Origin of the sequence: Achromobacter sp. Marseille-Q4954 (assembly GCF_943737025.1) — a bacterium.
In the GTDB taxonomy this organism is placed as follows: domain Bacteria; phylum Pseudomonadota; class Gammaproteobacteria; order Burkholderiales; family Burkholderiaceae_B; genus Achromobacter; species Achromobacter bronchisepticus_A.
This window is the reverse complement of record NZ_CALSFQ010000001.1, coordinates 3,543,216-3,556,720: the sequence shown is the minus strand read 5'-3', so window position 1 is coordinate 3,556,720 and position 13,505 is coordinate 3,543,216. Positions and strand designations below refer to the sequence as shown.

General features: G+C 63.3%; 15 protein-coding genes and 1 pseudogene. 8 read left to right on the top strand and 8 right to left on the bottom strand.

The window, feature by feature from the left end; all coding sequences use genetic code 11:
- Nucleotides 1-242 precede the first annotated feature (242 nt).
- The 3 genes from mobQ (at nt 243) to NGK62_RS16635 (ending at nt 3,054) form a co-directional block, all read left to right on the top strand.
- A complete protein-coding gene (gene mobQ, locus NGK62_RS16645; RefSeq protein ID WP_251879204.1) occupies nt 243-1,466 on the top strand; it encodes a MobQ family relaxase in 1,224 nt (407 codons plus the stop codon).
- Nucleotides 1,467-1,690: 224 nt separating this feature from the next.
- Nucleotides 1,691-2,086, top strand: coding sequence for a hypothetical protein (locus NGK62_RS16640; RefSeq protein WP_251879202.1), 396 nt, complete (start codon nt 1,691-1,693; stop codon nt 2,084-2,086).
- On the top strand, nt 2,083-3,054 hold the full coding sequence (locus tag NGK62_RS16635; protein ID WP_251879200.1) for a hypothetical protein: 972 nt from the start codon (nt 2,083-2,085) through the stop codon (nt 3,052-3,054). The genes NGK62_RS16640 and NGK62_RS16635 overlap by 4 nt, the downstream gene beginning before the upstream one ends.
- Nucleotides 3,055-3,190: 136 nt before the next feature.
- Here NGK62_RS16635 and NGK62_RS16630 read toward each other — a convergent pair whose 3' ends face one another.
- From NGK62_RS16630 to NGK62_RS16600, 7 genes are all read right to left on the bottom strand, one after another.
- Nucleotides 3,191-3,748, bottom strand: coding sequence for a recombinase family protein (locus NGK62_RS16630; RefSeq protein WP_251879198.1), 558 nt, complete (start codon nt 3,746-3,748; stop codon nt 3,191-3,193).
- Nucleotides 3,742-4,113, bottom strand: a complete 372-nt coding sequence (locus NGK62_RS16625) for a hypothetical protein (protein ID WP_003100853.1) — start codon at nt 4,111-4,113, stop codon at nt 3,742-3,744. The genes NGK62_RS16630 and NGK62_RS16625 overlap by 7 nt, the downstream gene beginning before the upstream one ends.
- Complete coding sequence (locus tag NGK62_RS16620; RefSeq protein ID WP_003100856.1) at nt 4,110-4,610, bottom strand: hypothetical protein; 501 nt, start codon at nt 4,608-4,610, stop codon at nt 4,110-4,112. The genes NGK62_RS16625 and NGK62_RS16620 overlap by 4 nt, the downstream gene beginning before the upstream one ends.
- A complete protein-coding gene (locus NGK62_RS16615) occupies nt 4,607-4,933 on the bottom strand; it encodes a hypothetical protein (protein ID WP_003100858.1) in 327 nt (108 codons plus the stop codon). The genes NGK62_RS16620 and NGK62_RS16615 overlap by 4 nt, the downstream gene beginning before the upstream one ends.
- A 254-nt stretch (nt 4,934-5,187) precedes the next feature.
- Complete coding sequence (locus NGK62_RS16610; protein WP_003465043.1) at nt 5,188-5,544, bottom strand: cupin domain-containing protein; 357 nt, start codon at nt 5,542-5,544, stop codon at nt 5,188-5,190.
- Between the two features lie 236 nt (nt 5,545-5,780).
- Nucleotides 5,781-6,167, bottom strand: a complete 387-nt coding sequence (locus tag NGK62_RS16605; protein ID WP_003100872.1) for a HepT-like ribonuclease domain-containing protein — start codon at nt 6,165-6,167, stop codon at nt 5,781-5,783.
- Nucleotides 6,164-6,454, bottom strand: coding sequence for a nucleotidyltransferase family protein (locus tag NGK62_RS16600; RefSeq protein ID WP_001247892.1), 291 nt, complete (start codon nt 6,452-6,454; stop codon nt 6,164-6,166). Before NGK62_RS16600 ends, NGK62_RS16605 begins: the two co-directional genes overlap by 4 nt.
- Before the next feature lie 158 nt (nt 6,455-6,612).
- Between NGK62_RS16600 and NGK62_RS16595 the strand changes: the two genes are divergently transcribed.
- From NGK62_RS16595 to NGK62_RS16575, 5 genes and pseudogenes are all read left to right on the top strand, one after another.
- Nucleotides 6,613-9,579 carry a Tn3-like element ISPa38 family transposase gene (locus NGK62_RS16595; RefSeq protein ID WP_003100881.1) on the top strand — a complete coding sequence of 989 codons (2,967 nt, stop codon included), beginning with the start codon at nt 6,613-6,615 and terminating at the stop codon, nt 9,577-9,579.
- A 33-nt stretch (nt 9,580-9,612) separates the two neighbouring features.
- Nucleotides 9,613-9,933 (top strand): annotated as a pseudogene (gene trbF / locus NGK62_RS16590) (conjugal transfer protein TrbF); the annotation flags it as partial.
- Nucleotides 9,930-10,979 (top strand): P-type conjugative transfer protein TrbG, encoded by a 1,050-nt coding sequence (gene trbG, locus NGK62_RS16585; protein WP_011191356.1) that lies wholly within the window; start codon nt 9,930-9,932, stop codon nt 10,977-10,979. The pseudogene trbF and the gene trbG, both read left to right, overlap by 4 nt.
- Complete coding sequence (locus tag NGK62_RS16580; protein ID WP_011191355.1) at nt 10,976-12,196, top strand: TraB/TrbI/VirB10 family type IV secretion system protein; 1,221 nt, start codon at nt 10,976-10,978, stop codon at nt 12,194-12,196. Before trbG ends, NGK62_RS16580 begins: the two co-directional genes overlap by 4 nt.
- The gene (locus NGK62_RS16575) at nt 12,196-12,435 is read left to right on the top strand and encodes a DUF2274 domain-containing protein (protein WP_018429611.1); all 240 of its coding nucleotides are present in this window, start codon (nt 12,196-12,198) and stop codon (nt 12,433-12,435) included. The genes NGK62_RS16580 and NGK62_RS16575 overlap by 1 nt, the downstream gene beginning before the upstream one ends.
- Here the strand turns inward: NGK62_RS16575 and NGK62_RS16570 are convergent.
- On the bottom strand, nt 12,432-13,328 hold the full coding sequence (locus NGK62_RS16570; RefSeq protein ID WP_011191354.1) for a LysR family transcriptional regulator: 897 nt from the start codon (nt 13,326-13,328) through the stop codon (nt 12,432-12,434). The two genes, NGK62_RS16575 and NGK62_RS16570, sit on opposite strands and share 4 nt — an antisense overlap.
- Nucleotides 13,329-13,505 lie beyond the last annotated feature (177 nt).

Below are 13,505 nucleotides of genomic sequence, written 5' to 3'. Positions count from 1 at the left end.
TGCTGCCATTAAATGCCATTTATCGAGGACAAAAAGGAGCTTCGGCGTTATCATCTGTCTTGTGTCTCGTGTGTCCCGTGTGGGGCCAAGATGGTGGTGGTTTTCATCTGTTGCGGGAACCGCAACAGCGCAGTTACGCATCGCTGCGCGACGCCTGCGCAAGGGGCCGTGCCCCTTGACCCCCTTCAAGCTGCTTTCAATGGGGGAGACGGTGCCAACAGGTTTTCGATGGAGGTGGCGGCATGTACCGGCTGGAGCTGAACTACATATCCCGCGACGGCGGCAAGAAGGGCAAACAGCGGGATGCCGCCAAACAAGGCCACGGCTTTTCGGCCACAGCCGCCGCTGCGTACCGCAGTGGCGGCATCGTCACGGACTACCGCACAGGCGAAGTACATGACTACACGCGCAAGCGCCGGATCGACTACACGGAAATCGTCCTGCCGCCCGGAGCGCCGTCATGGGCTAGCCACCGTGAGGCGCTATGGAATGCAGTCGAAGCCGCCGAGGCACGGAAGGATGCACGGCTGGCACATGAGTTCATCGTGGCACTGCCGCATGGACTCACGAAAGAGCAGGAAATCAAGATGGTGCGTGACCTTGCCCAACGCATTGCTGACCGGCACGGCATACCTGTTGATTGGGCAATCCACGGCGATGATCCGAAGATGTGGGATGGCTCCCAAAAGGGCGTTGTCGGCAGCCATGCACATCTTCTGATGCCGACCCGCGAACTGACGCCAGAGGGCTTTTCGAAGATCAAGGGACGCGAGTTCATTGACCGGAAACTTGGGCCGAAGACGCTCCGATATTGGCGCGAGCAATGGGCGCTGATCGGCAACGAGCATATAGAGCGGGCAGGACTGGATGAGCGGTGGGATCACCGCACACTGTCAGTACAGCGCGAAGACGCGCTGGAACGAGGTGATATAGCCGCCGCCGAGGAACTCGACCGCCTGCCCGGCGTACACATCGGCGCTGCTGCCACGGCGCTGGAGCGTCAGGGGATCGACACATATTGGGGCAACCTGAACCGGATCATCCTCGCCCAGAATGCGGAGCGCAGACTGGGGCACGAGCGCAAGCGCATTGAAGAGTCGATGGCCGCCCTGGAGCGCCGTCTGGCGGAACTGAGGGCCGCGCAGGAAGCTGACGCCACTCAGCCGGAGCCCAGCGATGATGATCCTCGCTGGGCGGCGTTTGAACGCACCTTCATGCACGCCGTCCAGTTTGAGCATGGACTCAGCCTGATTGGGTTGACTGCTCCTATGGACGCTCTCAAGGCCCGCTTCTCGGCGTATATGGACACGGCGGAAGAACAGGGCATGACACCAGAGGAATTCGCCCAGGCCTATGCAAAAGGTCTGGCCGAACAGGATCGCCGGGTGATGCAGGAACAGGCGGCGAGGGATGCCGATCCTAAACCGCCACAAGAGGACTCCCCTGTTGCCACTCCCGCGCCATGATGCCACTGGCAATGGTGGGAACAGTGTGGAAAGACGGTGGCGGCATGGTGTCAATGATGACGGTAACAAGGTGGTGATATGGTGGAACGATGGTGGCGGGATATTGGTAAGACGGTGGCGACACTGTGGCGGCTGTGTGTGCGCATGGTGGTAATAGCGTGGCACTTCACCACAATACAGCCACATTCCCGCCACCACCCTTTGCCGATCAGGGAGGGTTGCGCATGAGAATCTGGGCGTTTGACGAGAACCGGGCCGACTTTGTAGAGGCGTCGCCGGAGCGGATGAGCGCTGATCCGACCGGGTGCTACATCATCCGGCGCGGTGATGATGTGCTCGTCTGCGAACACGGCCAGGAACGGCCCATGCCTGAGCGGCTGACCGTGGCTGGGGTGCCATTCGACCGGGAGCAGTTCGAGGATGTACACACCCTGCCCTTGCGGGCAGAGATGGAACAAGACGGGCTGTGGGCGCGGGCGCAGTTGCAGGCCCGAGACCGTGGCGAAGTCAGCCTGCCGCTGGAACTGCCGATCTGGGTGACGAAGGGGCTGCAAGATGAACCTTCCACACAGAAACCTACAGCACTGGCCGAACGGCTGAAACGATGGATACAGCAATGAACGACCTACAGCGAGCAGCCACCAGAGCACGCCCGGCGCTTGCCGTACTAACTGCCGAGCTTGGCGAGCCGTCGCCGGATGCGGCACGGGCGCTGGTAATCCTCGGGCAGATGCTGGACGACATCGAGGCCGGGCGGCATCCGCTCGACCGCCCCGACGACTGGCCCCTGCGTGACCACTGGCCGGGTCGTCCTCATTGGGATAGGTGGCGGTGGGCGATCAAGGCGCTTGCCGATGCCTGTGGCGCAACGGCACATTGCAGCCCCAAGTACCAATATATGAGAGTCGATGTCCGGCAAGCACGATCCGACGCGCTGACGGTGGCACTAGATGACATCGGATGCCTGATCGAGCTGGCGAGCGACAGAGAGCGTGGTGCCATGACGGTTGCCGATCTCATCGAGCAGCTACGCGAGTTGCCACCTGACCTGCCCGTGATGCTGCCCTGCGAGGCTGGAATTGACCACGCCCGCGCCGTGCGCGTGGCAGATGTAGCCCGGCACCGCCGCGACTGGACGTGGACGCCTGTTGGGCAGTACCGCGAGACTCCCCATGAGGACACCGTGGGGCCGCCGATCCGGGCGGCGATCATCGACCTTGAGCCTACCGGCACCATCGACGGCCTTATCGGCCTGTTCGCAGGCAGAGCTACTCCGGCCTTAACCATCGATGACATGAACGAGATAGCGGCGGCAGGCTGGGCGGGTGAGTTGGAGTCAGTCCGACTTTCCGGCGATCCGCTGAGGTCACTCGCAGGCGTTGACGAGATCATCAATCGCGGCGACCACAAGGCATTTACCGGGCTGCTGCACGCCATCATCGAGCAGCCGGGCGGCCCCGTCGCTGACCGCGTGCGCGTGCTCTATGAGCGTGCCCAGCATCGCGCAGCCGATCCAGAGTTTGCGGCATGGCCGCAGTATCAGGCGGCCTACTGGCTGGCCGTGGCAATGGGCCAGTTCAGGCAGTGAGCGGGATTTGTTTGTGTTTCATCGTAACCCTGCCGACTGTTCAGCAAACGGTGGTTTCCGGGATTTGTTCGGGTGTCGTTTTCAGAAGGCGACTGCACCAGTAGGGGTCGTCTCAGAAAACGGAAAATAAAGCACGCTAAGCGTGCGTGGAGGCTGGCACCCAGCGGTACAGCGTCGGAATGGACACGCCGAGGTTCTTGGCCACGTCCTTGGGCGGCACCCCGCTGGCCAGCAGCTTCTTGGCCGACTCGATCTTGCTGTCGGTCATCTTCGGCTTGCGGCCGCCTTTGCGGCCGAGCTGCTTGGCGACTTCCAGCCCGGCGCGGGTGCGCTCGACGATCAGCTCGCGCTCCATTTCGGCAAGGCTCGCCATGACGTGGAAGAAGAACCGCCCGGATGGTGTGCCGGTGTCGATGGAGTCGGTGAGGCTCCTGAACTGGACACCGTGCTTGTGCAGATCGCCGACCAGATCGACCAGTTGCTTGACCGACCGGCCCAGCCGGTCGAGCTTCCAGACGACCAAAGTATCGCCTTCGCGCAGCATTTCGAGCGTCTTGGCCAAGCCAGGCCGGTCTGCCCGCGTGCCACTCACCTTGTCCTCGAAGACCTTTTTACATCCGGCCTTGCTCAAGGCTTCGCGTTGCAGCTCCAGGTTCTGATCCTGCGTCGAGACGCGCGCATAGCCAATCAACATGGCTTGTCTCGCGCCCGGTCGATGCGTTCCTGCATCGCCTGCATCACTTCTTCGTGGGTGTACGATCTGGCGTTGGCGTCGGTGGCTTGCCGCAGGGCTTCCTCAACCTCGCGCGTCATCCGCTCGTAATCCTCCGGCCACAGCGCTTGCTCCATGCGCAGCGACGCCTGACCCAGCAGGTGCAGCAGGCTGAACAGCCGCATGTCGTTGGTGGCGACGATGCGCTCCCGAATCTGCTCCTGAATAGCTTCGCTAGCCCGATGCGCTTGTGGTGTGGCAGTCCCCTCGTAGTCAGCGGGGAATTCCGCTTCCTCGGCAATCCTTGCCCAGGCGCTGGCCAGCGCCTCGATGGTTGACGTGCTCATTTCCGCCGCTCCTGTGCTCTTTGGCGAATCAACCGGCCAAGGGGCCTCGACGCGAAAACCAGCAGCATCACGCCTATCGGATACCAGGTCGAGAAGACCACCAAGGCATCGAAGGCTGGCCGTCCGGTGTTGGTAGGCAGTACGGCGGTCACAGCCATCAACCCGCCGACCGTCCAGATGATGCGCCACACGTAGGGCATCACGCGGGGCACGTAGCCGTCATCGAAAGCGGTCTGGTAGTAGCGGCGCAGGCCGCGCTCGGCAAGCGCCTGGCGCTGCCGCTCCGACAGCGCATCCGTCCGGCCATACCAGCGCCGGAATGGTGGACAGCGCAGCAGCAAAGGGGTGAAGAGGATCATCACCGCCACGATCGCGACACCCCACGCCATGACGGCGCCGGCATCGGGCCGCTTGGCGTTCTCGATCACGGGCGCGAAGACGCCCGGAGCACCGATCATCCAGAACAGCGCAATGTGCTGATGGAAGGAGAGCTTCATTTGCTCATCCACTTGCGCAGCAGGCGCTTTTTCAGGGAGGCGCGTTCTTGCGGGTTGCGTCCCTTGTGATTGGCGATGCGATCCGCCGTGGCGGCCTGGCGCTTGACGGGCCAGTAGGAGCGGCCATCCTTGCCCATCGACCAGACGCTGCTGGCCTGGTTTTCCAGCAGGGGCAGATGGGCGCTCAGGGCTTCGGGCGACGCGCTGGTCAGCGCCGTGCGCTCACGGGTGCGCCAGCGCTGATGCCAGAGCTTCTTGTCCTCGCGCTCGCTGCCGCAGGTCGTGTGCCCGACGATGGGTGTTTTGCGGCGGCTGCGGCTCATAACGTAGTGGTCTCCAAGAACATTCAGGACTGATCCCAGGCGTCGATGGTCAAGACCTGATCGGCAGGACAGGCGGCTACGCGGTCGGGAACTGGATGGTGTTCAGTCTCATGCCGACCCCATTCGATTGATCGCGTCGCTTGCGGCACGCTGCGACGCAAGGAGGTTTGCGACCTGGTTTAGCAGCCGTGTCCGCTGCATGTCTGTTACCTATCTCCCCGACCGCTCATTGGACCAACTCCAGAGATTGGGCTCTATCGCTCAGCCAATACGAAACCGGCATTGGCTGATGCCACAACCGAGACGAACACAAATGGCTCGGTACCTGTATTTCGCGCCCCGTGCACTTGGCCCGGTCTTGCCACGGCTATCTCACCTTCCCTGAGGGCACGAACAATCCCATTGCCCTGAAAGTAATCAGCCATTCCCGACAAAACAGTCCACGTGTCTTGGCCGTGAGGATGAATGTGAGCCGCAATTTCCTGCCCGGGATGGACATGCCAAACCACGATAATTGAGTCTCGGGTTTCAAGCACAACGGAACGAATAGGCTCGCCTTCGGACGGCTGAACATACTCGGCTACAGAAAATATTCTCGATTCAACAGTCATCGGAGATCCCTCTTTCACAGTGCCCCCAGACAGGCTGGATATGAGTTCTAACTCGAATTTGAACGGGAGGCTGGTCGTGCGGTCGTGCAGTTGCCGATGAGCGTGTCGGCTGCTGCCTCCTTGCCCACCAGCGAACTCACGTCCGTTGCGGCCATCCAGAAGGTCTTGCCCGAGCGCGGCTCATAGGTCGCGGGATCGAACACGCCAGAGGGGCCGAACATCGGCGGCTTGATTGGTCATGGCTCCATGCCTTTGTCGTTACGGTCTTCATCGTCGGCATCCTGACGCACGGCGGGCAATTGCTGGAGCAACGCCGGCAGCCATTCCTGTACCGTCTCCCACACCACATCGAGGTTGATGTCGAAATAGCCGTGAGCCATGCGATTACGCATATTGCGCATGCTGCGCCACGGCACGTCGGCATGCGCCTGGGTGAACTCGACGTAGCCATCCATCACCTTTGTGGCCGCCTCGCCGATGACGATCAGGCTCATGATGACGGCCTGCTGGGTGCGCTTGTCGGCCAAGAAGTCGTCCTTGGCCATCCCTTCCACGAAGCTGCGCGCATCGGTTGCGGCCTGCTGAATGTGGTCGAGGTAATCGGGCAGGCGGTTCTCGCTCATATCGGTTGCGCCTCCGCGAGCACCTTGGCCCGGAACTTCGGCGGCAGGTCGCCGGGAGTCAGCAGATCGACGTCAACGCCGAGCAGCGATTTCAGTTCTTCTTCCAAATCGCCCAAGTCCAACAACGTGGCACCGGGCAGCGCATCGACCAACAGGTCGAGGTCGCTGCCATCCCGGTCGGTGCCATGCAGCACCGAGCCGAAGACGCGCGGGTTCGCGGCGCGAAAGCGGCCTACCGCTTCACGCACTGCGCTTCGCTTCATGTCAAGCACAACAGACGGTCGCATGCGCATCCTTTCTTATCGAAACTCGTTGAGATGATATGCAATCAAGAATAGAATTTCAAGAACTATTTTCGAGAATCGCAATGCCTTGATTCCCGTGCCGCGCCGGTTGCCTTGGCGGGCTTGTCACAAACCTACGTTTTCAAGAAGAAGGAAACCGCATGCCCCGCCGTTCGATCCTCTCCGCCGCCGAGCGCGAAAGCCTGCTGGCGTTGCCGGACACCAAGGATGAGTTGATCCGTCACTACACGTTCAGCGAAAGCGACCTCTCCATCATCCGGCAGCGGCGCGGCCCGGCCAATCGGCTGGGCTTCGCGGTGCAGCTCTGCTACCTGCGCTTTCCCGGCGTCATCCTTGGCGCTGATGAGCCACCGTTCCCGCCATTGCTGAGACTGGTCGCCAACCAGCTCAAGGTCGGCATCGAAAGCTGGGACGAGTACGGGCAGCGTGAGCAGACCCGACGCGAGCACCTGGTCGAGCTGCAAACGGTGTTCGGCTTCCAGCCGTTCACGATTGGCCACTACCGGCAGGCTGTCCAGTTGCTGACCGAGCTGGCCATGCAAACCGACAAGGGCATCGTGCTGGCCAGAGCCTTGATCGAGCACCTGCGGCGGCAGTCGGTCATTGTGCCCGCCCTCAACGCCGTCGAGCGGGCGAGCGCCGAAGCGATTACCCGCGCCAACCGGCGTCTCTACGACGCCTTGGCTGAGCCGCTGACGGACGTGCATCGCCGTCGCCTCGACGATCTGCTCAAGCGCCGCGACAACGGCAAGACGACGTGGCTGGCCTGGCTGCGGCAATCCCCGGTCAAACCGAACTCGCGGCACATGCTGGAACACATCGAACGCCTCAAGGCGTGGCAGGCGCTCGACCTGCCCTCCGGCATCGAGCGGCTGGTTCACCAGAACCGGCTGCTCAAGATCGCCCGCGAGGGCGGCCAGATGACGCCCGCCGACCTGGCGAAGTTCGAGCCGCAGCGGCGTTACGCGACCCTGGTGGCGCTCGCCATCGAGGGCATGGCCACCGTCACCGACGAAATCATCGACCTGCATGACCGCATCCTGGGCAAGCTGTTCAATGCCGCCAAGAACAAGCATCAGCAGCAGTTCCAGGCATCCGGCAAGGCGATCAATGCCAAGGTGCGGCTGTTCGGGCGCATCGGCCAGGCGCTGATCGAGGCCAAGCAAGCGGGCCGCGATCCGTTCGCCGCCATCGAGGCCGTCATGTCCTGGGATGCTTTCGCCGAGAGCGTCACCGAAGCGCAGCGGCTCGCGCAACCCGAGGACTTCGATTTCCTGCACCGCATCGGCGAGAGCTACGCCACGCTGCGCCGCTACGCGCCGGAATTTCTCGACGTGCTCAAGTTGCGGGCCGCGCCCGCCGCCAAGGACGTACTCGACGCCATCGAGGTGCTGCGCAGCATGAACAGCGACAACGCCCGCAAGGTGCCCACCGACGCGCCGACCGAGTTCATCAAGCCGCGCTGGCAGAAGCTGGTGATGACCGACACCGGCATCGACCGGCGCTACTACGAACTGTGCGCGCTGTCGGAGCTGAAGAACGCGCTGCGCTCCGGCGACATCTGGGTGCAAGGCTCGCGCCAGTTCAAGGACTTCGAGGACTACCTGGTGCCGCCCGCGAAATTCGCCAGCCTCAAGCAGGCCAGCGAATTGCCGCTGGCCGTGGCCACCGATTGCGACCAGTACCTGCATGACCGGCTGACGCTGCTGGAAACGCAGCTCGCCACCGTCAACCGCATGGCGCTGGCCAACGAGCTGCCGGACGCCATCATCACGGAGTCGGGCCTGAAGATCACGCCGCTCGATGCGGCGGTGCCCGATACCGCACAGGCCCTGATCGACCAGACGGCGATGATCCTACCGCACGTCAAGATCACCGAATTGCTGCTGGAGGTAGACGAATGGACGGGCTTCACCCGGCACTTCGCCCACCTGAAGTCAGGCGACCTGGCCAAGGACAAAAACCTGTTGCTGACCACGATCCTCGCCGACGCGATCAACCTGGGCCTGACCAAGATGGCGGAATCGTGCCCCGGCACGACCTACGCCAAGCTGGCCTGGCTGCAAGCCTGGCACATCCGCGACGAAACCTACGGGGCGGCACTGGCCGAGCTGGTCAACGCGCAGTTCCGACATCCCTTCGCCGAGCATTGGGGCGACGGCACCACGTCATCGTCGGACGGCCAGAACTTCCGCACCGGCAGCAAGGCCGAGAGCACCGGCCACATCAATCCGAAATACGGCAGCAGCCCAGGGCGGACGTTCTACACCCATATCTCCGACCAGTACGCGCCGTTCCACACCAAGGTCGTGAACGTCGGCGTGCGCGACTCGACCTACGTGCTCGACGGCCTGCTGTATCACGAATCCGACCTGCGGATCGAGGAGCACTACACCGACACGGCAGGGTTCACGGACCACGTCTTCGCGTTGATGCACCTGCTGGGCTTCCGCTTCGCCCCGCGCATTCGTGACCTGGGCGACACCAAGCTCTACATCCCGAAGGGCGATGCCACCTACGAGGCGTTGAAACCGATGATCGGCGGCACGCTCAACATCAAGCACGTCCGCGCCCATTGGGATGAAATCCTGCGGATGGCCACCTCGATCAAGCAGGGCACGGCGACGGCCTCGCTGATGCTCAGGAAGCTTGGCAGCTACCCGCGCCAGAACGGCCTGGCCGTCGCCCTGCGTGAGCTGGGACGCATCGAGCGCACACTGTTCATCCTGGACTGGCTGCAAAGCGTCGAGCTGCGCCGCCGCGTGCATGCCGGGCTGAACAAAGGCGAGGCGCGCAACGCGCTGGCCCGCGCCGTGTTCTTCAACCGCCTGGGGGAAATCCGCGACCGCAGCTTCGAGCAGCAGCGCTACCGGGCCAGCGGCCTCAACCTGGTGACGGCGGCCATCGTGCTATGGAACACGGTCTATCTGGAGCGGGCCGCGAACGCCTTGCGTGGCCACGGTCAAGCCGTCGATGACGGCCTGTTGCAGTACCTGTCGCCGCTCGGCTGGGAGCACATCAACCTGACCGGCGATTACCTCTGGCGCAGCAGCGCCAAGATCGGCGCGGGCAAGTTCAGGCCGCTACGGCCGCTGCAACCGGCTTAGCGTGCTTTATTTTCCGTTTTCTGAGACGACCCCTGGCTGCGCGCCTACGACTTCACGACTGACCGCGGCGCCATGGCGCTCAATGACTACGCCCGCTCCAACGACCCCTTTACACGGGTCGGCCGGCAGCAGGTCGCTGTCGACGTCTCCAGCGTCATCCGCGCGTCCCCGGACAGCTTCCGCGTCGCCTGGGTCGAGCGCCGATACGAAAATGGCCAGCTCGCCGAGACCACGCGCTGGACCGCGATCCTGACGATCGTCGTGCAGATCCCCCGAAACGCCGACCGGCTCAGGGCGAACCCGCTCGGCATCTACGTCAACGCCATCAACTGGTCACGGGAGCTTGGGCAATGAAGCCGTATTTCCGTAAAGCCGGAAACCCGGCTTCACACACACACGTACTCCCGGCTCTCCGTAGAGCCGCATTCCCGGTCGTTCTGCTAGCGGCGACCGCGCTCGCGGGCTGCGCGACCACCAATCCGCCGCCGGAGATTTCCTACGACAATGCGGCTCCGGCGGTGCAGACCGTCGATCCACCCGCGCCGGTCACCGTGGTCGAGCTGCCCCGGCCGCTGCCGCTGCCTGGCCAATTGCAGCGTGTGGAGGAGACGCGGCGTGCCCCGGAGCCTTCTAATCCGACCGCTCGCGTCAACCAGGCAAACGAGGCGGCACGAGTCCAGCCGGTGCGCGACGGCTTCATTAACTCGATGCAGGTCTACCCGTGGACTCAAGGGGCGCTTTATCAAGTCTATACCGCCGTCGGGCAGATCACCGACATCGCGCTCCAACCCGGGGAGCAGCTTGTCGGCGCAGGCCCGGTGGCCGCCGGCGACACAGTGCGCTGGATCATCGGCGACACCGAGAGCGGATCGGGGGCAACGCGCCAGATCCACATCCTAGTAAAGCCCACCCGCGCCGACCTGATGACAAACCTCGTCATCAACACCAACATGCGCACCTATCACATGGAGCTGCGCTCGACAGAGCGCACCTATATGGCGTCGGTCTCATGGCAGTATCCGCAAGACCAGCTCATTGCGCTGCGCCGTCAGAACGCCGAGGCGCAGGCGGCCCAGCCGGTGGCGAGCGGCGTCGATCTCGCGAACGTCAACTTCCGCTATGCGATCGAGGGCGACCGTGCGCCGTGGCGGCCGCTGCGCGCCTTCGACGACGGACGCCAGGTCTTTATCGAGTTTCCGCGCGGCATCGGTCAGGGCGAGATGCCGCCACTCTTCGTCGTCGGCCCCGAGGGCAACACCTCTGAGCTCGTGAACTATCGCGTTCGCGGCCACCACATGATCGTTGATCGTCTGTTCGCGGCTGCCGAACTTCGCTTCGGCTCCGGCCGCGAGCAGAAGCGCGTCAGGATCGTCCGCACAGACGGGAGGCCGACCTCGTGAGCGAGAACCCGCCCCGGATTGAGGAAGTGCCGGACGACGATGCGCAGCCCCTGACCGGCGAGCCGGTCGGGCCTGCGCCGATGCGGCTGCGGGCCGAACCGCCCCGCGTCACCCGGTTGTCGCGGAAGGTTCTCGCCGGCCTCGGTCTTGTCGCCAGCGTCGGGCTCGGAGGTGCGCTGATCTACGCGCTTCAGACCCGCGACGCCGGTCGGCCGAACGACGAACTCTATTCGACCGAGAACCGCTCGACCGCTGACGGACTGGCCGGCCTGCCGCGAGATTACAGTGGCGTGCCACAGCTCGGTCCCCCTCTTCCCGGTGACCTCGGCCGGCCGATCCTTAGTACCCAGGATCGCGGACAGCCGGTGCCCACACCCGGGACGGCCACGCCCAATCCCGGCATCAGCCCGGAAGAGCAGCGCCGCCTTCAGGAAATCGAGACCGCGCGCACCAGCCGTCTCTTCTCCGGATCGGAAAGCCGGGGCACACCCGCTGCTGCGGGAGCTGCCCCAGCGCTCGCGCCGGTGCCGGATTTGGCGAGCATTGGCCTCGCTCCGCCGCCCGCCACGCCCTCGGCGCAGGACCGGCAGAACGCGTTTCTGAACGCCGCGGCCGATCGCAGGACGGTTGCGCCCGATCGCGTCGCTGCGCCAGTATCGCCGAACGTCCTTCAGGCGGGAGCAGTGATATCCGCGGCGCTGATCACCGGCATCCGATCCGATCTACCCGGCCAGATCACCGCGCAGGTCACCGAAAACATCTACGACAGCCCAACCGGCCGTATCTTGCTTGTGCCGCAAGGCACTCGTGTGGTCGGGCAGTACGACAACAACGTGCAGTTCGGCCAGAGCCGAGTCCTGCTCGTCTGGACTCGGCTCGTCTTCCCGAACGGGCGCTCGATCGTTCTCGAGCGCCAGCCTGGTGCTGACGCTGAAGGGTTCGCCGGGCTGCAGGATGGCGTCGATTACCATTGGTGGGATCTGGCCAAGGCTGCGGGATTGTCGACACTGCTGAGCGTCGGCGCCGAACTCGCGGTCGACAACGACGATCAGCTCGTTCAGGCGATCCGGAACGGTGGGCAGGACACCATCAACGACGCAGGGCAGCAGATTGTGAGGCGTCAGCTCAACGTCGCGCCCACGATCACTATTCGGCCCGGATTTCCCGTGCGCGTTCTCGTGACGCGAGACTTGGTACTGGAGCCATATGGAGGGTGATGATGTCGAAGCTTAAGCTAGGCCCCATCGCGGACGACAAGCCGCTTAAGGTACAGGTCGAGCTACCTGCAGCTCTCCACCAGGACCTTGTTGACTACGCCCACCTATTGGGCCGAGAGCAAGGTCAGTCCGCTGTTGACCCAGCTCGGTTAATCGTCCCGATGTTACAACGGTTCATCGCGACAGACCGTGGCTTCGCCAAAGCCAGGCGAACGTTGACGCCGGGGAGCGCCGATTAATCCGTGGTCCCCGCTCTAGAGGGGGTGTCGAAACACTTCAGCAGCAGCGGCAGAGTCGGGTTGTCGTTGTCACTGGAAGAAATTATAGCGGCCGTCGGCGCCCGCGCCGATGGGAGCGGGATCAACGCGATATCCGGCCGGTAGATCACGCTGGTGATGGTCAAGCCGAAGCCCTGTTCGACCATCGTCAGCAGGGTTTCTCGGCTGACTTGTTGGATCGAGAGTTGAACCGCTCCGTCTCCGGCGCCCACCATGCGCCGGAGTATGCCAGCGAGCTCACGCCCAGCGCCATCCGAGCGAACGAGGAAGACTTCGTCACAAACGTCCTCCCACGACAGCTGTGGCCGTGCTGCCAACTCGTGAAGCGGGGACAATGCCACGAACAGATCTGGTTCGCAGAGACGTCGAACTTGGAACTGAGGGCTCTTGCTCGCACTCAGGCTGATTGCTGCGTCCAGTAATCCGCGCTTCACCCCCAAAGTGTTTTCTTCTGAAGTGCCTTCCTCAAGCTTTACCTCGATCGTCGGATGTCTATTTCTGAATGCCGAGAGAATGTTGATGATCGGGCACGCCGGGAACGCTTCAAGCATTCCAAACCTCACGAGCCCGGTCTTGAGTTTCCGCGCGGAGCGGATCTCCGTTGCGGCGTTACGAAGGTAGCGCGCTCCCACCACCGCTTGTTGAAGGAAGCGCTCACCTTCTGGAGTCAGCCCTGCCCCCGCTCGCGTACGCTTGAAGAGAGAAAAGCCAAGTTGGCGCTCAAACAGCTGCACACGTCGGCTGACGGTGGATTGCGATATCGATAGGCGCTCCGCCGCTCGGCGGAAGCTGCCGGCCTCGGCGACCTGAACGGCGTACTTCAGGTATCGGAGATCAAGAGTCAGGTCGGGCATGAGACCCGTCCGATCATACCGGCGGTCTCATCGGCGAACCGCCTGCGCCCGGTGAGCGGCACCCATGCACGTCCACTTTCATCGAGCCCACCCCCGCTAGCGCCTGGGGAGCGAGCACGTCCGTTGATCTCAGATGTGGAATCCGAGCTGAGCCCCTCAATGAGCATGACCATGTCC

Excerpts from the sequence above, each read along its gene's own strand:
- NGK62_RS16630 (WP_251879198.1), bottom strand. The coding sequence starts at position 3,748 with ATGTTGATTGGCTATGCGCGCGTCTCGACGCAGGATCAGAACCTGGAG.
- NGK62_RS16600 (WP_001247892.1), bottom strand. The coding sequence starts at position 6,454 with ATGCGACCGTCTGTTGTGCTTGACATGAAGCGAAGCGCAGTGCGTGAA.
- NGK62_RS16625 (WP_003100853.1), bottom strand. The coding sequence starts at position 4,113 with ATGAGCACGTCAACCATCGAGGCGCTGGCCAGCGCCTGGGCAAGGATT.
- NGK62_RS16610 (WP_003465043.1), bottom strand. The coding sequence starts at position 5,544 with ATGACTGTTGAATCGAGAATATTTTCTGTAGCCGAGTATGTTCAGCCG.
- NGK62_RS16615 (WP_003100858.1), bottom strand. The coding sequence starts at position 4,933 with ATGAGCCGCAGCCGCCGCAAAACACCCATCGTCGGGCACACGACCTGC.
- NGK62_RS16640 (WP_251879202.1), top strand. The coding sequence starts at position 1,691 with ATGAGAATCTGGGCGTTTGACGAGAACCGGGCCGACTTTGTAGAGGCG.
- NGK62_RS16620 (WP_003100856.1), bottom strand. The coding sequence starts at position 4,610 with ATGAAGCTCTCCTTCCATCAGCACATTGCGCTGTTCTGGATGATCGGT.
- NGK62_RS16605 (WP_003100872.1), bottom strand. The coding sequence starts at position 6,167 with ATGAGCGAGAACCGCCTGCCCGATTACCTCGACCACATTCAGCAGGCC.
- NGK62_RS16570 (WP_011191354.1), bottom strand. The coding sequence starts at position 13,328 with ATGCCCGACCTGACTCTTGATCTCCGATACCTGAAGTACGCCGTTCAG.
- NGK62_RS16575 (WP_018429611.1), top strand. The coding sequence starts at position 12,196 with ATGATGTCGAAGCTTAAGCTAGGCCCCATCGCGGACGACAAGCCGCTT.
- mobQ (WP_251879204.1), top strand. The coding sequence starts at position 243 with ATGTACCGGCTGGAGCTGAACTACATATCCCGCGACGGCGGCAAGAAG.
- trbG (WP_011191356.1), top strand. The coding sequence starts at position 9,930 with ATGAAGCCGTATTTCCGTAAAGCCGGAAACCCGGCTTCACACACACAC.
- NGK62_RS16635 (WP_251879200.1), top strand. The coding sequence starts at position 2,083 with ATGAACGACCTACAGCGAGCAGCCACCAGAGCACGCCCGGCGCTTGCC.
- NGK62_RS16595 (WP_003100881.1), top strand. The coding sequence starts at position 6,613 with ATGCCCCGCCGTTCGATCCTCTCCGCCGCCGAGCGCGAAAGCCTGCTG.